19 protein-coding genes and 1 riboswitch are annotated in these 17,034 nt (G+C 66.5%); of the genes, 2 read left to right on the top strand and 17 right to left on the bottom strand.

The window, feature by feature from the left end; translation table 11 throughout:
* The first annotated feature begins 82 nt into the window (after positions 1–82).
* Positions 83–796, top strand: a complete 714-nt coding sequence (locus QRN07_RS10530; protein WP_285240991.1) for an SDR family oxidoreductase — start codon at positions 83–85, stop codon at positions 794–796.
* A gap of 47 nt (positions 797–843) precedes the next feature.
* On the opposite strand, the gene dprA is transcribed toward QRN07_RS10530, so the two are convergent.
* From dprA to QRN07_RS10455, 15 genes are all read right to left on the bottom strand, one after another.
* A complete protein-coding gene (dprA, locus tag QRN07_RS10525) occupies positions 844–2,046 on the bottom strand; it encodes a DNA-processing protein DprA (RefSeq protein ID WP_285240990.1) in 1,203 nt (400 codons plus the stop codon).
* Positions 2,043–3,587, bottom strand: coding sequence for a YifB family Mg chelatase-like AAA ATPase (locus QRN07_RS10520; RefSeq protein WP_056598656.1), 1,545 nt, complete (start codon positions 3,585–3,587; stop codon positions 2,043–2,045). The genes dprA and QRN07_RS10520 overlap by 4 nt, the downstream gene beginning before the upstream one ends.
* Positions 3,588–3,944 (bottom strand): YraN family protein, encoded by a 357-nt coding sequence (locus QRN07_RS10515; protein WP_050687108.1) that lies wholly within the window; start codon positions 3,942–3,944, stop codon positions 3,588–3,590. It abuts the gene before it with no gap.
* Between the two features lie 119 nt (positions 3,945–4,063).
* A complete protein-coding gene (locus QRN07_RS10510; protein WP_050687107.1) occupies positions 4,064–4,390 on the bottom strand; it encodes a DUF2469 domain-containing protein in 327 nt (108 codons plus the stop codon).
* Positions 4,391–4,441: 51 nt separating this feature from the next.
* Positions 4,442–5,269, bottom strand: coding sequence for a ribonuclease HII (gene rnhB / locus QRN07_RS10505; protein WP_082178376.1), 828 nt, complete (start codon positions 5,267–5,269; stop codon positions 4,442–4,444).
* Positions 5,270–5,271: 2 nt separating this feature from the next.
* Entirely contained in the window at positions 5,272–6,171 is a 900-nt protein-coding gene (lepB, locus tag QRN07_RS10500; RefSeq protein ID WP_050687104.1) for a signal peptidase I, read from the bottom strand.
* The gene (lepB, locus tag QRN07_RS10495) at positions 6,172–6,849 is read right to left on the bottom strand and encodes a signal peptidase I (protein WP_285240989.1); all 678 of its coding nucleotides are present in this window, start codon (positions 6,847–6,849) and stop codon (positions 6,172–6,174) included. It lies immediately after the preceding gene.
* 86 nt (positions 6,850–6,935) lie between these two features.
* The gene (rplS, locus tag QRN07_RS10490; protein WP_050687100.1) at positions 6,936–7,295 is read right to left on the bottom strand and encodes a 50S ribosomal protein L19; all 360 of its coding nucleotides are present in this window, start codon (positions 7,293–7,295) and stop codon (positions 6,936–6,938) included.
* 249 nt (positions 7,296–7,544) lie between these two features.
* A complete protein-coding gene (trmD, locus tag QRN07_RS10485; RefSeq protein ID WP_050687098.1) occupies positions 7,545–8,348 on the bottom strand; it encodes a tRNA (guanosine(37)-N1)-methyltransferase TrmD in 804 nt (267 codons plus the stop codon).
* Complete coding sequence (gene rimM, locus QRN07_RS10480) at positions 8,349–8,900, bottom strand: ribosome maturation factor RimM (protein WP_285240988.1); 552 nt, start codon at positions 8,898–8,900, stop codon at positions 8,349–8,351. It abuts the gene before it with no gap.
* A gap of 104 nt (positions 8,901–9,004) precedes the next feature.
* Positions 9,005–9,247 (bottom strand): RNA-binding protein, encoded by a 243-nt coding sequence (locus QRN07_RS10475; RefSeq protein WP_050687093.1) that lies wholly within the window; start codon positions 9,245–9,247, stop codon positions 9,005–9,007.
* Position 9,248: 1 nt separating this feature from the next.
* On the bottom strand, positions 9,249–9,665 hold the full coding sequence (rpsP, locus tag QRN07_RS10470; protein WP_050687150.1) for a 30S ribosomal protein S16: 417 nt from the start codon (positions 9,663–9,665) through the stop codon (positions 9,249–9,251).
* A 204-nt stretch (positions 9,666–9,869) separates the two neighbouring features.
* Positions 9,870–10,310: a hypothetical protein gene (locus tag QRN07_RS10465; protein ID WP_050687091.1), complete on the bottom strand. Its 441-nt coding sequence runs from the start codon at positions 10,308–10,310 to the stop codon at positions 9,870–9,872.
* A 103-nt stretch (positions 10,311–10,413) separates the two neighbouring features.
* Positions 10,414–11,289, bottom strand: a complete 876-nt coding sequence (locus QRN07_RS10460) for a VOC family protein (protein ID WP_285240987.1) — start codon at positions 11,287–11,289, stop codon at positions 10,414–10,416.
* 92 nt (positions 11,290–11,381) lie between these two features.
* Entirely contained in the window at positions 11,382–12,464 is a 1,083-nt protein-coding gene (locus tag QRN07_RS10455) for an amidohydrolase family protein (RefSeq protein ID WP_050687088.1), read from the bottom strand.
* Between the two features lie 150 nt (positions 12,465–12,614).
* Positions 12,615–12,722, top strand: a riboswitch (TPP riboswitch).
* Here QRN07_RS10455 and thiC point away from each other — a divergent pair.
* On the top strand, positions 12,717–14,534 hold the full coding sequence (thiC, locus tag QRN07_RS10450; RefSeq protein ID WP_050687086.1) for a phosphomethylpyrimidine synthase ThiC: 1,818 nt from the start codon (positions 12,717–12,719) through the stop codon (positions 14,532–14,534). It overlaps the preceding riboswitch by 6 nt.
* 21 nt (positions 14,535–14,555) lie before the next feature.
* Here the strand turns inward: thiC and QRN07_RS10445 are convergent, their stop codons facing one another.
* Both QRN07_RS10445 and ffh read right to left on the bottom strand, forming a co-directional pair.
* Positions 14,556–15,290 (bottom strand): alpha/beta fold hydrolase, encoded by a 735-nt coding sequence (locus tag QRN07_RS10445; RefSeq protein WP_050687084.1) that lies wholly within the window; start codon positions 15,288–15,290, stop codon positions 14,556–14,558.
* A gap of 95 nt (positions 15,291–15,385) precedes the next feature.
* Positions 15,386–16,969 (bottom strand): signal recognition particle protein, encoded by a 1,584-nt coding sequence (ffh, locus tag QRN07_RS10440; protein ID WP_050687082.1) that lies wholly within the window; start codon positions 16,967–16,969, stop codon positions 15,386–15,388.
* Positions 16,970–17,034: the final 65 nt, after the last annotated feature.

Genomic DNA, 17,034 nt, shown 5'->3' with positions numbered 1-17,034 from the left:
CCGGCCAACTTTCCATCGCAGGCGGCGTCCAGCGCTGCCACCCACCCACAAGCATGATCTTCACCAGAAAAGAGCACCAACAATGACTTCACTCAACGGAGCAATCGTCCTCGTCACCGGCGCCAACGGCGGCCTCGGCACGCACTTCGTCCACCAGGCTTTGGCGCGCGGCGCCGCAAAAGTGTATGCCAGTGCCCGTACGCCCCAGTCATGGGATGACCCCAGGGTTGTCCCGCTGACTCTTGACGTCACAGATTCCGAATCCATCGCGGCTGCAGCCGCCGCTGCGCCGGACGTGACCGTGCTGATCAACAACGCCGGTGCTGCCGTGTCCACCCCGGGCATCCTGATGCACACTGACGAGGAAATCCGCCGCAACGTGGAGACCAACTTCCTGGGTCCGCTCTTTCTGGCGCGGGCCTTGGCACCAGCCCTCAGGGCCAACCACAACGCAGCCATCATCGACATCCACTCCGCTTTGAGCTGGTACGCCGTCGCGGGCATCTACAGTGCCACCAAAGCTGCGCTGTGGTCAGCCACAAATTCACTCCGACTTGAACTCGCTCCTGCCGGGGTCCAGGTGGTTGGTGTCCATGTCGGCTACGTGGACACGGCCATGGCGGCCCACACCGACGATGCCAAGGCCGACCCCGCTGAGGTTGTCCACTCCGTCCTGGACGGCCTCGAGGCAGGCGCCCATGAGGTCCTGGCAGACCAGACCTCCGTGCAGCTCAAAGCGGGGCTCAGCGCTCCGATCGACGTTGTATACCCGCAGCTGCAGGAAACAACGCCCTAAGGCCCCGGGGCGCCAGCTGTCCTGCACCGGACCGCCGGCGCCCCCTGTCAGGCATCTGCTTTGCCCCGTTTCCACCCGCCACGCTCCGAAACGGCCAGTCCCAACAAACCCAGCCGTCCAAGGCCTGCCCGGACGGACTCCTGCCCCAGGCCGGCCACCACACCAAGCTTCTCAATGGATGTGGTGGACCGCAGCGGCAGGGCATCGAGCAGAATCAGGTCCTCAAGGGTCAGTCCGTCCTGCACCTGGACGGCGCCCTGGCGGAAGTCCTCCGCCAAGCCGTCACCGCTGGCGGAAGCCAGCTCCGCGACTTCAGCCGCGTCGGTGACACACACGGCACCACCATCCCGCAGCAGCCGGTGGCAGCCGGCGGAATTGGCACTGTGCACCGATCCCGGCACGGCACCCACCGACCGGCCCAGCATTTCCGCGTGGTGGGCTGTGTTCAACGCGCCGGAGCGCCAGCGTGCCTCCACGACCACGGTTACGGCGGCAAGGGCCGCGATGAGCCGGTTCCTTTGGAGGAACCGGTAGCGCGTGGGCGCAGAGCCAGGCGGGACCTCGGCAAGCACCGCCCCCTGGTTGCACACAGCCCGCAGGAGATCCTCATTTCCGGACGGATAGAACCTGTCCACGCCACCGGCCATAACGGCGATGGTGGGCAACGGCCCGACGCCGCCGGCCAATGCAGCCCGGTGGGCATGGGCATCAATGCCGTACGCTCCGCCGGACACCACCGTGTAGCCACGCTGCGCCAGGGAGTAGGCCAGGTCCCCCGTCACCGTGGCGCCGTAGCTGGTACTGTCCCGCGAACCCACCATGGCAATGCACCGCGCCGCCGCCCGGAGGGGTTGCTCAGTGCCCCGCCACCACAGGCAGAGCGGCTCCTGGAGTCCCAGATCGGCCAATTGGACCGGCCACAACGGGTCCGAGGGGATAATCATCCGCCCGCCCAACCGTGCCATGGTGGCCAGATCCCGTTCCGGCGCCAGCTCCGGACTGCGCGGCAGCCAGCGCTTCAGGGCGGCACCCAGCCCCGACCAACCCGGGCCCGAACCGCCGGCGGCAAGCAGTCCCGTCATTTCCCGCTCCAGTTCGGGACCGGCAGCCAGCTGGCCGGTGGCGATCCGCAGGCCGTCCACGGCGCCCGCCACCTGCACCAGCGCGAGCCCGGCCGCGTCCTGCGGCTCCATCAGCCGGGATAACGCTGCCCTGGCAATCCGCTCCCCGCTGAACCCGCCGCCGATCATGCCGCCACCGCCGATGCCTGGCGCAGGCTCAGTGCCTGGCCGATGTCGTTATCGTCCGGGGTGTCACGCAGGCCCAGGTCCGCAAGCGTCCACGCCAGTCGAAGCACCCGGTCATAGCCGCGTGCCGTGAGGATTCCGCGTTCGAGGGAGCGGTCCAGGATTCTGGTTGACGCCGGTGCCAGCTTCAGCTCGCCACGCAGGATCCGCCCGGGAACCTGCGAATTGGTGTCCAATCCAAACCTGCCCAGCCGCCCCGTCTGACGGGCCCGGGCGGAACCTACGCGCTGTGCGATGGCTGCGGTGTTTTCCTCCGCCCCGGCCTGGCCGAACTCGGCGAGCGACACGCGCTCCACCTGCAGTTGGATGTCTACCCGGTCCAGCAGAGGCCCGGAGAGCCGGGAAAGGTACCGCCGCCGGGCCATCGGGGTGCACGTGCACTCGAGGCCCTTGCCGGAGGCTTTGCCGCAGGGGCAGGGGTTGGCGGCCAGGACCAGCTGGAACCGCGCCGGGTAGGCGGCTGTCCCCGCCGACCGGTGGATCACCAGTTCGCCGCTTTCCAACGGTTGGCGAAGTGCATCAAGCACCCGGCTTTCGTATTCCGGTGCCTCGTCCAGGAACAACACACCACGGTGGGCCCGGGATGCAGCACCGGGCCGCGGCAGGCCGGAGCCGCCACCGATGATGGCGGCCGCAGTAGCCGAATGATGGGGATTCTCAAACGGCGGCCGCCGCAGCAGCTGAACCGCAGCTGACGGCAACCCGCAGAGCGAGTGGATGGCCGTCACCTCCATGGCTTCCTGGTCCGCGAGGTCCGGCAGCAGCCCGGGAAGCCGTTCTGCAAGCATGGTTTTCCCCGCGCCGGGAGGTCCCGTCAGAAGCAGGTGGTGGGCGCCCGCGGCCGCGACTTCCAGGGCACGCCTGGCTTCCGCCTGGCCGGACACGTCCGCCATGTCCGGACCCGGGCCAGGGTCAGCGCCTGCGGCCCCTGCTTCTTCCGGGTCCTCGGGTTCAAAGTCCAGTGCAAGGTCCTGCGGATCGGCACCGCAGTCCAGCGCCAGCCGGGCGAGCGTACGGTACCCCCGGACTTTGGCGCCGGGAACCAGGGCGGCTTCAGCGAAGTTGGCCTGGGCCACCACGATGTCCGGAAAACCGGCCTGCACGGACGCCATAACGGCCGGCAGGATGCCCCGGACCGGCCGGAGCCGGCCGTCCAGCCCCAGCTCGGCGATGAACACCGTCCGGCCGGTGGGCCGGATGTCGTTGGCAGCCCGCAGTACGGCGATGGTGACAGCAAGGTCGAAGCCGGATCCGCGTTTAGGCAGTGACGCCGGAATCAGGTTCGCGGTAATTTTCCTGCGGCTCAAGGGGATGCCGGAGTTTTTGGCTGCGGACCGGATCCTCTCCTTGGCTTCGTTCAACGAGGCGTCGGGCAGGCCCAAGATAACGAATGCGGGCAGCGTCTGGCCTATGTCGGCCTCCACCTCCACCAGGTAACCGTTCAGTCCCACCAGGGCGATGGAGTACGTGCGGCCCAAAGCCACTCACCCCACCCCCTTGAGGTGTTCGAGCACAGGTTCGCCGCCGCCGTCGTCCACCACGGCGATCACGTCCACCCGGCGCAGCGGCATCCGCAGTTCCCGCGCCCGGCACCAGGCCGAGCCCAGCCGGTGGAGCCGGGAAAGTTTCTCCTGCCCTACCGCCTCAAACGGGTGCCCGTAATCGAGGGAACGCCGCGTCTTCACCTCGGCGATGACCAACGCGTCCCCGTCCAGGGCCACAATGTCGATTTCGCCCTCGGAACAGCGCCAGTTGCGCTCCACTACCAGCATGCCCAGCGACTCGAGATACCCCGCCGCGAGATCCTCGCCGTGCCGGCCCAAAAGGTCCTTGGATTTCATGACCACCTCCGCGACCAGCCTGCAGCCAGGCCACGATGGCCGGAACCACAGGGATCAGGTATGTGGACAAAGGGGGCCGGGACAGCAGCTGTGGAGGAAAGGAGAGGGGCAAGGCCCTGCTAGTTCCCCAGGTCAACATCCTTGGGCAGCGCCAGTTCCTCGTTGCGGGGAAGTTCCTCGACATTGACGTCCTTGAAGGTGAGGACCCTGACGCTTTTCACAAAGCGCGCCGACCTGTACACGTCCCAGACCCAGGCGTCCTGCAGCGTCAGGTCGAAGTAGACTTCCCCGTCTGCGCTCCGCGCCTGCAGGTCCACGTGGTTGGCAAGGTAAAAACGCCGTTCGGTCTCGACAACGTAGCTGAACAGGCTGACAACATCGCGGTATTCACGGTAGAGCTGCAGCTCCATGTCAGTCTCATAGTTTTCAAGATCCTCAGCACTCATGCATCCATCTTGCACCATGACCGGCGCCGTCAGCGCCGTGGCACTGCCGCGTCAGTAATCCCCTCCAAGGCCGTCCGCGGCTTCTCCGGCCGGTAACTGCCCCGCGTCCTGTAGTTCACCGCCCAGAAGCCGCCAGCTGACGCGGTGGTGCGGCGACGGCCCGGCGGCCCTGATCGCGTCGCGGTGCAGGGACGTGGCGTAGCCTTTGTTGACGTCCCAGCCGTAGTCCGGATAGCCGGCGTGGAGGGTGCGCATGGCCTGGTCCCGCTCAACTTTGGCGATGACGCTGGCTGCCGCGACACTGAGGCACTGCATATCGGCTTTGATCCGGGTGCGGACCGGCGCTTCACAGGCTGCCGCCAGGACGGGGCCATCGAAGAGGGACTCCTGGGCGGGGGCCGAGAGCCAGTTGTGGTTCCCGTCGAGCAGCACCAGGTCCGGAACGATGCCACCGGCCAGCACGCTGTTCCAGGCCCGGGTGCCTGCCAGCCGCAGGGCCGCGATGATCCCCACAGCGTCGATCTCTGCAGCCGTGGCGTGGCCCACCGCGCAGGCCACGCTCCAGCGGCGGACCAGGGGCTCCAGCCGCTCCCTCTCACTGACGCTGAGCAGTTTGCTGTCCCGGACACCGGCCAGTGGCTTTTGCTTCGCCAGGTCGACAACGGCGATGCCAACGCTCACAGGTCCGGCCAGTGCGCCGCGGCCAACTTCGTCCACGCCGGCCAGGTAGCGTACGCCCTCAGCCTTGAAGGTGCGCTCAAAGCGCAACGTGGGCGCTTTTGACCGGACCGGCGTTTTGGCGGCCTTGGCGGTTTTCCGGACGGCCCTGACAGGCGCAGCGGCTGCCTGGGTTTCCGCTGCGTCCACGGGGGTGGACATGCTCAGCCTGCCGCCGGGACGCCCCGGAACACGTCCGGGTAGTTATCCAGCGCGGTGATGCGGTTCAGCGGCCAGGCGATGACAGCGGCCTTGCCTTCGAGGTCGTCGAGGTCGATGAACCCGCCGTCGGCGTCCGTGTGGGCACGGGAATCCGCCGAGTGGTTGCGGTTGTCGCCCATGACCCAGATCTTCCCTTCGGGGACCACAACGTCGAAATTGCGTACCTGCGGGATCTCGGCCGGGTTGATGTAGGTCTCGTTGATGGCCGCGCCGTTGATGGTGAGCTTCCCGTCCGCGTCGCAGCACGTGACGTGGTCGCCGGGAAGGCCGATGACCCGCTTCACCAGGTGCTGCTCGGAGTTGTCCGGGAGGAGCCCCACAAAGGCCAGCCCGTCCTGGATCCAGGTGAACGGACCCTGCGCCTTGTCGGGTGCGGCCGGCAGCCAGCCCTTGGTGTCACGGAACACCACAACGTCTCCCCTGTTCAGGCCGAACGGCTCAGGGACCAGGAGATTGACGAAGATGCGGTCATCGACTTCCAGGGTTTCCACCATGGAAGGGGAAGGGATGAAGAAGGCCCGGAAGAGGAAGGTCTTGATCAGGAAGGACAGGACCACGGCAATGACCACAACGGTGGCCACTTCCTTCAGCCAGGCGAAAACCGGACTGCCGGTGGGCTGGGCCTTCGCGGAGCGGCGGCCCTGGGGAACGGCCGGCGTACCGGCTTCCGAAGCGCCGGAATCCGAATGACCGGAATCCGCGGCACCTGCATCAGCGCCGGTTTCCGCAGCGCGGGGACCCGTTTCGCCGTCAGCCGCCGCGGGGTTGGTTGCTTCGCCGGACGGGAGGTCCGATGCGCCGTCCGGACGCGGCTCTGAAGGCCGCGCGTTGTTCTCGGGCATCTACTGTCCGTTCTCTGTTGATGTTCCGGCCAAAGGCGGCCGGGCTACTGCTGCAAATCTATCAAGCGGCCAGATGATCTGGACCGGCCGGCCGATGATCCGGTCCACCGGAACCATGCCGCCGCCGGGGGCGCCCAGCAGGCTGCGTGAATCCGCCGACAGGGACCGGTGGTCGCCCATCAGCCAGAGCCGGCCCTCCGGGACCACGGAATTGAACTTCTGGGTGCTCGGGGCGTCGCCGGAAAAGATGTACGGCTCCGCCAGCGGCTTCCCGTTGACGGTGACCTGTCCGGCCGCGTCGCAGCACACCACGTGGTCGCCCGGCACTCCGATAACGCGCTTGACGTAGGTGGTGTCGCTGCCGGTCAGGCCCAGCCACTGCGTCACCGCGGAGACCGCGTCGCCAAGCGGACCCTTTCCGCTGTTGAGCGGGGCGAACGTACCCCGGCCGTCAAAAACCACAATGTCGCCGCGCTGAACGGGTTCGTCCCGGAAGCCGGTCCGGGACACCATGATCCGGTCCCCGCCCTGGAGCAGGGGTTCCATGGATTCCGATGGAATGTAGTAGACGTCCAGCCACAACGAGCGCACCAGGCCGCTGGCAACCACGGCCAGTGCCAGCGCCAGGAACGCAAAACGCCAGCCCTTTTTGCGGGGCTGGCGTTTTGTGTGGTCCATAATCCGTATCCTGGGCGCTGGTGCTGGAGGGCTCCGGCGCTGGCCGGCTACGGCTTGCGGCCCGGCCTTGCAGGTCCGGAAGGGACCTACTTGGCGGAGCTGAAGTCGCGCTTTTCCTTGATCTTTGCAGCCTTGCCGCGCAGTGCGCGCATGTAGTACAGCTTGGCGCGGCGGACGTCACCCTTGGTGACAACCTCAATCTTGTCGATGATCGGGGAGTGCACCGGGAAGGTACGCTCCACGCCCACGCCGAAGGAGACCTTGCGGACCGTGAAGGTCTCGCGGACGCCGTCACCCTGGCGGCCCAGGACGAAGCCCTGGAATACCTGGACACGGGAGTTCTTGCCTTCGATGATGTTCACGTGCACCTTGAGGTTGTCGCCTGCGCGGAACGCGGGAACATCGGTGCGCAGCGAAGCTGCATCTACGGAATCGAGAATATGCATGATTGCACTCCTGGTGAACGCCACAGGTCATTCACTTTGGGTCACGGCCGCCAGGCCCGGGCGCTGATGCGCACCGGAAATCACGGCCGAAAGGTAAGTGTCCTGCCCCCGTCACTGATTGAAGGGGCCGGTTGTCTTGGCTGTTGGTAACGCTCCCCCTGTAGCAGGCGCGGACCCAGCAGACACAAGGACTAATTTTGCCACAGCGCGGCGCTTACAGCCAATCAACCCGGCCAGGACGCGGAAGGTTCAGTCCCGCTGCGCGTCCGGGCGGCGCACCAGGGCGCCGTCCACCACCTCGTAGCCCAGGTTGTACAGCTCGTTCCGGTCCGCCCGCGGCAGGTTGACGGCAACGAATGAGTCCATCAGGTCCGGGCGGCGGGCGGCCGTCCGGCGGTACTGCTCGTGGCGCCGCCACTGCGCAATTTTGCCGTGGTTGCCGCTCAGCAGGACCGCAGGGACCTCACGGTCGCGCCACACGGACGGCTTGGTGTAGACGGGGTACTCCAACAGCCCGTCTGAGTGGGACTCCTCGACGAGTGATTCCGGATTTCCCACCACCCCGGGAAGCAGCCGGCCGATGGCCTCCACCATGGCCAGGACCGCTACCTCGCCGCCGTTGAGGACGTAGTCACCCAGGCTGACGGGCCGGACAGTGAAGTGCTCATGGGCCCATTCAATGACCCGCTCGTCGATGCCCTCATAGCGCCCGCACGCAAAAGCGAGGTGCTTTTCCTCGGCCAGTTCATAAGCCAGCGCCTGCGTGAACCGCTCGCCGGCAGGCGAGGGGACGATCAGGACCGGCTTCCCACCGTCCTGGGGGTGCATTCCCGCGACCGCGGCCAGCGCCTCGGCCCACGGCTCAGGCTTCATCACCATTCCGGCGCCGCCGCCGTAGGGCGTGTCGTCCACGGAACGGTGCTTGTCGGTGGTGAAGGTCCGGAGGTCGTGGACCACCAGGTCCAGCAGCCCGTCCTGGCGCGCCTTGCCGATCAGCGACAGTTCAAGGGGCGCCAGGTAGTCGGGAAAGATGCTGACGACGTCGACGCGCATCTAGGCGGTGCCTTCCGGGCCTTCGGGGGCGCCGGCGTCGTCCGTGTTGACTTCGAAAAGTCCGTCCGGCGGGGTGATGACGATGTAGCCGCCGGCGACGTTGACCTCGGGCACGATCTGCTCCACAAAAGGAACGAGGATTTCGGTTCCGTCGGGGGTAGTGACCATCAGGAGGTCCTGGACCGGCATGGTGTTCAGCGCGGCGATTTTTCCGACCACGCGACCGGCAACCCGGGCCTCGAGCCCGACGAGCTCGTGCTCGTACCAGCCCTCGTCGTCGTCATCGTCGTCGAGTTCCTCCGTTTCGATGAACAGTTTGGCGCCCCGCAGGGTTTCCGCCTGGTTCCGGTCGGCCACCTCGTCGAAGGCCAGCAGGAGGATGTCCTTGTTCCAGCGTGCGCTGACAACCGTCAGCGGGCCGGCGGAGGCCGGTTCAACCACGAACTCGGTGCCGGGGGCAAAGCGGTCGCCGGGAACATCCGTCAGGACCTGGACCGTGACTTCCCCGCGGATGCCGTGGGGTTTGCCGATACGCGCCACCTGGAGCTGCATGTGTTCCTCTGTTCGGGATTGAAATACTGGATGTGGGGTCAAAGCACTCCGGCCCCTCCACCAGGGGTGGAGGGGCCGGAGGTAAAGCTGAAACTGCGTGGCGTTCAGCGGCGGCGGTCGGTATCGACGACGTCGACCCGTACCGGCTCGCCACCGGCCAAGGCAGCCACAACGGTGCGCAGGGCGCGTGCCGTGCGGCCTTGACGGCCGATCACCCGGCCGAGGTCTTCCTGATGAACCCGCACCTCGAGAGTGTCCCCGCGGCGGTTGTTCTTGGAGCTGACCTTGACGTCGTCCGGGGAATCAACGATTCCGCGGACCAGGTGTTCGAGCGCGTCTGCCAGCAATCTACTCAGCCTCGGTGGTCTCTGCTTCGGCCGGCGCCTCGGCTGCGTCAGACTTGGCTGCCTTCTTGGTGATGGCTTCCGGGATGATCACGGACTTCTTCTCCGGGGCAACAAAGGCTTCCTTGGGAGCTTTCGTCTTCAGGGTGCCTTCCTGGCCCGGCAGGCCCTTGTACTTCTGCCAGTCACCGGTGATCTTCAGGATGGCGGCAACCTGCTCGGACGGCTGGGCGCCGACGGAGAGCCAGTACTGTGCACGCTCGGAGTCAACCTCGATGTATGAGGGCTCTTCGGTGGGGTGGTACTTGCCGATTTCTTCGATGGCGCGGCCATCACGCTTGGTGCGTGAATCGGCGACGACGATGCGGTAGTACGGTGCGCGCATTTTGCCAAAGCGCTTAAGGCGAATCTTTACGGCCACTTTTGTGGTCACTCCTGTTTCAGAAAAGGGGCGAAGCAATCGTTCTGCACCCGTGGGGCGGGCCATACTTGAAGGTTCAAAGGACAGGATCCGGACGCGGAGAGAGGGGCCACGCGGATCGAGTACCTGTCCATTGTGCCAGATCAGCGTCCGGATTTCGACTTGACACCCCGACCTCAGGCCGGGGGAACCGCGGCGGAAGGCTCAGGCGGACCAGACGTAAAGGCCGGTGCGCTCGGAGTCATCCACAGAGCCGGCGAGTTCGGCGACCTGCTGCACGTATTCCTTGGCCTTCGCGGCGTCGAACGGCATGTCGTCCTGGGCGGCCCACTGCCCGGAAACGTCGTCGAGGACCTCGCCGTCACCCTCGGTTTCGTAGGTGAGCAGGTCTGCCAGCGCCCGGACCATGGCGGGCGGGACCGCCAGCAGCGAGTCGCTGGAAACGTCCACCATAGTCAGTTCGTAGTCGGCACCGCCGGCGTGGACGGCTGTGCCGGCGAGGTCACCGAGCTGTTCCACTTCGAAGTCGCTGATTCCCGTGATCCGCACCGCCTTCGCGGCCGGTGCGCTGCTGCCTGCATCCAGGACGCCGGCATGTTTCAGCGCTGCGTCATGGGTGGCCACGAAGATCTCGGTGAAGCCCATGGAAATGTCCCTCGTTTTCGTTGACGGTGCGGCCTCCCGGCGCGGCGGTACCGCAGCCCCGGCCCTTCGGTTTCAGCCTAGTGCACGGCCACCGCCGCGGGCTTCAGGCTGCGGCGACGCGAATGCTGTTCTTCCACGGATCCTCGAAGCGCAGTTCGGCGCCGGTGTGGTGGGCGGCGATGCCGGCCACCTTGAGGCGGTCGGCGAGGGATCCGACGTCGTCCCCGGCCGGTACCTGGATCAGTACCTCGCCGAGGCCCAGGGTGTCCTTGCGGGGTCCTGCGCCGCGGCTGTTCCAGACGTTCATGGCCATGTGGTGGTGGTAGCGGCCGGCGGAGACAAAGAGCGCCTGGCCGTGCCAGCCGGCGGTCTTTTCGAAGCCGAGGACACCGACGTAGAAGTCATGGGCGGACTGCACATCGCCCACCTGGAGGTGGACGTGGCCCACTCCGGCGCCGGTGGCCTGCTGGCCTGCCACGGATTCCTCGGTGAGGTGCGTATCCAGGTAGCGCTGCGGGGGAAGTGCCAGGCTGTCCATCACCACATCGGTGCCGTTCCAGGACCAGTTGCTCCGCGGCCGGTCCCAGTACAGCTCAATGCCGTTGCCCTCGGGGTCATTGAAGTAGAAGGCCTCACTGACCAGGTGGTCGGCGCTGCCGGTGAAGTACCGGGGCTCAAACCGGGCGGCGGAGGCCACCGTAGCGGCCAGCGCCGACTGGTCCTCGAAGAGCAGGGCGGTGTGGAAGAGTCCCGCCTCTCCCATGCCGGGCAGGTTCAGGCCGGGGGCTGGGGCAAGGTGAACCAGCGGCTTCTGCAGCCGGCCCAGGTACAGTCCACCGTCCTGCTCGGCCACCACCTCCAGGCCGAGCGCGCGCTGGTAGTAATCGGTCATGACCTTCATGTCGCCTACCTTGAGCATCACGGTGCCCATGGTGAGGTCGGCGGGAAGAAGGTCACTGCTGCTGGCTGCTGCGGTCATTGGGTGCTCCTGGTGCTGGGCCCTCGGTGCGGGGGCCTTCACTCTTAAAATTACTTGAAGCTTCAATTTATTCCAAGCGAGGTGCGAGGGCTTCAGCGAATCAACTCCCCGCCAAGCACCACGTGCGAAAGCCGGGTGATGTCCAGAGGGTTGAGGCGCGGGTCCCCTGCGCACAGGACGACGTCGGCCCGCTCCCCTTCGCGGATGCCTTCCGCTTCCAGCCAGTCCCGGGCCGCCCAGCAGGCCGCATCGAGTGCTGCGGCCATGGGCAGGCCGGCTCCATGCAGGGCAAGGATCTCGTCCGTGATCCGGCCGTGCCGGATAACGCTGCCGGCGTCGGTGCCCGCGAAAATCCGCACCCCGGACTCGAAGGCTTCCAGCACCCGCTCCGCCCGCCGCTCCCACAGTGAGCGCATATGTGCGGCGTAGCGCGGGAACTTCGCTTCCGCCCTGGCCGCGATGTCAGGAAAGGTGGCGATGTTGATGAGGGTGGGCACGATGGGTACCCCCTGTTCAGCGAAACGCGGCAGGTGCCGTGGCTGCAGCCCGGTGGCGTGTTCGATGCAGTCGATGCCGCCGTCCAGCATCTGGTCCAGGGTGTCCGCTGCAAAACAGTGGGCGGTAACGCGGGCGCCTTCGTCGTGCGCCGCCGCGATGGCGTCACGGACGACGGCGGCAGGAAAGGAGGGTGCGAGGTCACCGGCATCCCGGTCAATCCAGTCGCCCACAAGCTTGACCCAGCCGTCGCCGTCGCGCGCCTGCTTCCGCACCGCCTGGACCAGGTCAGCCGGCTCCACTTCCTCGGCGAATCCCCGCAGGTACCGCCGCGTGCGGGCCACGTGCCTGCCGGCCCGGATAAGCACCGGGAACTCCCGTCCTGACTGCAGCCAGCGGGTATCCAGCGGTGCGCCCGCATCCCTGACCAGGAGGGTGCCGGCGTCCCGGTCCGTGCGGGCCTGCTGCTCTGCTTCTTCCCGGCCCACGGCGCCACCCGGCCCCAGGCCCAGATGGCAGTGCGCGTCCACAAAACCGGGAAGGACCCACCCGTCGAGGGTTTTCCCGGGTGCCTGCCGCGGCCGGTTGAACGTCAGCACGCCATCGACCGACCACATGCCGTGCCGCACGGTATCCGGTCCGGTGAGGACCGGGCCGCTGAACTCCAGTACCTGGGTCACTGTCGCGCACCTTGAAAAGCGGACGGCCGCCGGGGGCCCGGAAACGGTTTTTGTGGCGGCCCGTCCTGGGCCTTATGTGGGCTAGTGGTCACGCATGCAGGCTAGCACCGCAGTGTGACACACCCCCGGTCGGGGCTTGTGGTAGCTTCTTGGTGACCACACGGGTGCCCCTGCAGGGGCTGAGATCGGGCTGACGCAGCCTGCGACCGTCGAACCTGTCCGGGTAATGCCGGCGAAGGAAGTGAGTATTCCTTGAATACATCCAAAACACCGTTCAACCCTGCCCAAAATCTGCCTGCTACCGGGGACGGCACGGGGGCGGAGACCCGTTCGTTGGCCTCGCACTCGCTGGCCTACCTCGAAGACCAGGCCGCCGGGATCAGAGTTCCGGTGACGGAAATTGCGCTGGAGCCCTCCCCCGGAGGTACCGCAAACTCCCCGTTCCGGACCTACCGGACTGCGGGCCCTGGAAGTGATCCGGTCCTGGGCCTGGCGCCGTTCCGGACGGAGTGGATCGCGGCACGCGGGGACACAGAGGAGTACGGCGGCAGGGAACGGAACCTGCTCGACGACGGCCGGTCCGCGGTGCGCCGCGGAGCGGCTTCCGCGGAGTGGAAGGGAGCGCATCCGGTGCCCCGCCGCGCCGTCGGCGGGCGGAACGTCACGCAGATGCATTATGCCCGGAACGGCATCGTCACCCGGGAAATGCGGTTTGTGGCCCTGCGCGAAAATTGCGACGTTGAACTGGTGCGCAGCGAACTCGCCGCCGGCCGCGCCATCCTCCCGAACAACATCAACCACCCCGAGTCCGAGCCGATGATCATCGGCAAGGCGTTCCTGGTGAAAATCAATGCCAATATCGGCAATTCCGCGGTGACCAGCTCGATCGCCGATGAGGTGGACAAACTCCAGTGGGCCACCCAGTGGGGCGCCGACACCGTGATGGACCTGTCCACCGGCGATGACATCCACACCACGAGGGAGTGGATCATCAGGAACTCCCCGGTCCCGATCGGGACCGTGCCCATCTACCAGGCGTTGGAGAAGGTCAACGGCGAAGCCAACGCCCTGACCTGGGAGATCTTCCGGGACACGGTGATTGAGCAATGCGAGCAGGGCGTGGACTACATGACGGTGCATGCCGGCGTCCTGCTCCGCTACGTGCCGCTCACCGCCAACCGCGTCACCGGCATCGTGTCCCGCGGTGGTTCCATCATGGCCGGCTGGTGCCTTGCGCACCACCAGGAGAACTTCCTCTACACGCACTTTGACGAGCTGTGCGAAATATTCGCGCGGTACGACGTCGCGTTTTCCCTCGGTGACGGCCTCCGGCCGGGTGCCACTGCCGACGCCAACGACGCCGCCCAGTTCGCCGAACTGGACACGCTGGCCGAGCTCACCCAGCGGGCCTGGGAATACGACGTGCAGGTGATGGTTGAAGGCCCGGGCCACGTGCCCTTCCACCTGGTGCGGGAGAACGTGGAACGCCAGCAGGAGCTGTGCAAGGGCGCCCCCTTCTACACCCTGGGACCGCTGGTCACGGATGTCGCTCCGGGTTATGACCACATCACTTCAGCGATCGGCGCCACGGAGATCGCCCGGTACGGCACGGCCATGCTCTGCTACGTCACACCGAAGGAGCATCTGGGCCTGCCCAACCGGGATGACGTCAAAACGGGCGTGATCACTTACAAGATCGCCGCACACGCCGCTGACCTGGCGAAAGGCCACCCGGGAGCGCATGAACGCGACGATGCCCTGTCCAAGGCACGGTTCGAGTTCCGGTGGCGGGACCAGTTCGCCCTGTCACTGGACCCCGTCACGGCGGAGGCCTTCCACGACGAGACCCTGCCCGCGGAACCGGCCAAAACAGCGCATTTCTGCTCCATGTGCGGGCCCAAGTTCTGCTCCATGCGGATCAGCCAGGACATCCGGGACGAATACGGCTCCGCGGAAGCGCAGGCCGCGCTGGCGGAGATGGCCACCGGCATGCGGGAAAAAAGCAACGAGTTCCTCGCTTCCGGCGGAAAGGTTTACCTGCCGGAGCCGGTGATGCCGGCAGGAAGCTAGGCAGCTTCTGCCGGCGGCCGGTCAGGATGCTTTGGCCTGCACTCCACGGCTGACGTCGCTGATGAATCCCCGGATGGCGTGGTCGCCGTCCGGGGAGTCCTGGGGCCGGTGCCCGCCCGCAGCAATGCGGTGCAGGGCGCCGGTTTCCCGGAGGTAGCCGGCGATTTCCTCATACAGTGGTTCCCAGCCTCCGGTCAGCACCAGGGTGGGCACACCCGGAACAATGTGCAGCGGCGCTTCCCACGCGGGTACCTGCAGCCGCAGCCGCCGGGCGGACCGCTTCTCCTCCAGCGAGGTGGGCTCCTGGAGGTCCGTGGCGTACACGCGGCGGACAAACCCACGCTGGAAGTCTTCGTCGCTGAGCTGGTGCCGGGCATCAAAAAGCGGCTGCATCAGCCTGATGTGGGCGGCGGTGGCAGGCAGGCCCGCTGTCAGCGACAGGCAGGCCGGCTCCACCAGCGTGAGGGAGTGGACCAGGTCCGGCCGTTCGACGGCGGCCATCATGGCCGCCACTGCCCCTTGTGAATGCGCCACAACGTGCCCGCCGGCGGTTCCCCGGCCGTCGTCGGCCAGTGCCTCAAGGATCACCGCTGTGTCCGCCCCGAAGGAGGACTCCACTGGTTCAGCGACGGGATCGTAGCCGTGCCGGCGCAGGAACAAGGCGTCGTACGTGAGCGCCATGCCGTGTTGCCGGGGCCAGGCGGCCGCGCCGAAGCTTCCCTCGCCGTGCACGAACACCACCCGTTGCTTGACCATGTCCCAACCCTATTCGACGGTACCGACATCCCAACCGGGTAGCGCCAAGTGTCGTCCTGAGTGTTCAGAACGGCACTTGGCGCTACTTGGTTGGGCTACTTCCCGAGGAACTTGTCGAAGCCCTTGGGCAGGTTGAGCTGCGAGGGATCGAAGTCCCCCTGCTGCTGGCCGAAGGCAGCCCCGGTGGGCAGCGCCTTGGGGCCTGCTGCGCGCCGGGCTGCCGCGTCCTTGAGCTCCTGGGCCGCCTTGGCCGGGTTGCCGGACTTGGCTTTCTTCTTGGGCGCGTTCTTGGCGTTCTTGCGGGCACCGCCACCGGCGCCGGGCATGCCAGGCATCCCGGGCATTCCCGGCATGCCGCCCTGGGCCATTTTTTTCATCATCTTCTGCGCCTGGGCGAAACGCTCCAGCAGGCCGTTGACCTCGGAAACGTGGACACCGGAACCGCGGGCGATGCGGGCCCGGCGGGAGCCGTTGATGATCTTGGGGGCCACGCGCTCGTGCGGCGTCATGGACCGGACGATTGCTTCGACGCGGTCGATCTCGCGCTCGTCGAACTGCTCGAGCTGCTGGCGGATGTTTTGCGCACCCGGCATCATCATGAGCATTTTCTTCATGGAGCCCATGTTGCGGATCTGCTGCATCTGGGCGAGGAAGTCGTCCAGGGTGAAGTCTTCCTGATCGGCGAATTTCTTCGCCATCCGGGCTGCTTCGTCCTTGTCCCAGTTTTTTTCGGCCTGCTCGATGAGCGTGAGCACATCACCCATGTCCAGGATGCGCGAAGCCATCCGGTCGGGGTGGAACAGTTCGAAGTCGTCGAGGCCTTCGCCGGTGGACGCAAACATCACGGGCTTGCCGGTGACCGACGCGACGGACAGGGCGGCACCGCCGCGGGCGTCGCCGTCGAGCTTGGACAGCACAATGCCGGTGAAGTTGACGCCTTCATCAAAGGCGAGCGCCGTGTTCACGGCATCCTGGCCGATCATGGAGTCAATGACAAAGAGGACTTCATTGGGGACGATGGCCCGGCGGATCTGGCGCGCCTGCTCCATCATGTCCGTATCCACGCCCAAGCGGCCGGCGGTGTCCACAATCACCACGTCGTGCAGCTTCTGGCGGGCTTCCTCGACACCGGCCCGGGCAACCTCAACAGGATCGCCTGCCGGGTGGTCGAGCTCGGTGTAGGTGGCACCCGGGTGCGGTGCGAACACCGGCACGTTGGCTCGCTTGCCCACCACCTGGAGCTGGGTGACGGCGTTGGGCCGCTGCAGGTCACAGGCCACCAGGATGGGGCTGTGGCCCTGGGCCTTCAGCCACTTGGAGAGCTTGCCGGCCAGGGTGGTCTTACCGGCGCCCTGCAGGCCGGCCAGCATGATGACGGTTGGGCCGTTTTTGGCCAGGCGGATCCGGCGGGTTTCGCCGCCGAGGATCTCCACCAGTTCCTCGTTCACGATCTTGACGATCTGCTGGCTGGGGTTCAGCGCGGCTGCGACCTCGGCGCCCAGGGCGCGTTCGCGTACCCGGCCGGTGAATTCACGGACCACGGATACAGCGACGTCGGCATCCAGGAGGGCGCGGCGGATCTCGCGGACTGTGGCATCAACATCAGCCTCAGTCAGGCGGCCCTTGCCACGAAGATTCTTGAAGGTTGCTGTCAACCGGTCAGAGAGTGAATTGAACACGCGCCGTGAACTTCTTTCAGTGGATGATCGGGACTCGACTATCTAGGGTACCAAGTCGGGCCCGC

It is taken from the genome of Pseudarthrobacter sp. MEB009, assembly GCF_030208875.1.
GTDB lineage: Bacteria > Actinomycetota > Actinomycetes > Actinomycetales > Micrococcaceae > Arthrobacter.
The sequence above is the reverse complement of the archived record's forward strand: the minus strand, read 5'-3'. Positions and strand labels throughout refer to the sequence as shown.

What these genes read in the sequence shown, in the direction of transcription:
- QRN07_RS10530 (WP_285240991.1), top strand. Translation starts at nt 83, where the DNA reads ATGACTTCACTCAACGGAGCAATCGTCCTCGTCACCGGCGCCAACGGC.
- dprA (WP_285240990.1), bottom strand. Translation starts at nt 2,046, where the DNA reads ATGATCGGCGGCGGGTTCAGCGGGGAGCGGATTGCCAGGGCAGCGTTA.
- QRN07_RS10515 (WP_050687108.1), bottom strand. Translation starts at nt 3,944, where the DNA reads ATGAAATCCAAGGACCTTTTGGGCCGGCACGGCGAGGATCTCGCGGCG.
- QRN07_RS10510 (WP_050687107.1), bottom strand. Translation starts at nt 4,390, where the DNA reads ATGAGTGCTGAGGATCTTGAAAACTATGAGACTGACATGGAGCTGCAG.
- rnhB (WP_082178376.1), bottom strand. Translation starts at nt 5,269, where the DNA reads ATGTCCACCCCCGTGGACGCAGCGGAAACCCAGGCAGCCGCTGCGCCT.
- lepB (WP_050687104.1), bottom strand. Translation starts at nt 6,171, where the DNA reads ATGCCCGAGAACAACGCGCGGCCTTCAGAGCCGCGTCCGGACGGCGCA.
- lepB (WP_285240989.1), bottom strand. Translation starts at nt 6,849, where the DNA reads ATGGACCACACAAAACGCCAGCCCCGCAAAAAGGGCTGGCGTTTTGCG.
- rplS (WP_050687100.1), bottom strand. Translation starts at nt 7,295, where the DNA reads ATGCATATTCTCGATTCCGTAGATGCAGCTTCGCTGCGCACCGATGTT.
- trmD (WP_050687098.1), bottom strand. Translation starts at nt 8,348, where the DNA reads ATGCGCGTCGACGTCGTCAGCATCTTTCCCGACTACCTGGCGCCCCTT.
- rimM (WP_285240988.1), bottom strand. Translation starts at nt 8,900, where the DNA reads ATGCAGCTCCAGGTGGCGCGTATCGGCAAACCCCACGGCATCCGCGGG.
- QRN07_RS10465 (WP_050687091.1), bottom strand. Translation starts at nt 10,310, where the DNA reads ATGGGCTTCACCGAGATCTTCGTGGCCACCCATGACGCAGCGCTGAAA.
- QRN07_RS10460 (WP_285240987.1), bottom strand. Translation starts at nt 11,289, where the DNA reads ATGACCGCAGCAGCCAGCAGCAGTGACCTTCTTCCCGCCGACCTCACC.
- QRN07_RS10445 (WP_050687084.1), bottom strand. Translation starts at nt 15,290, where the DNA reads ATGGTCAAGCAACGGGTGGTGTTCGTGCACGGCGAGGGAAGCTTCGGC.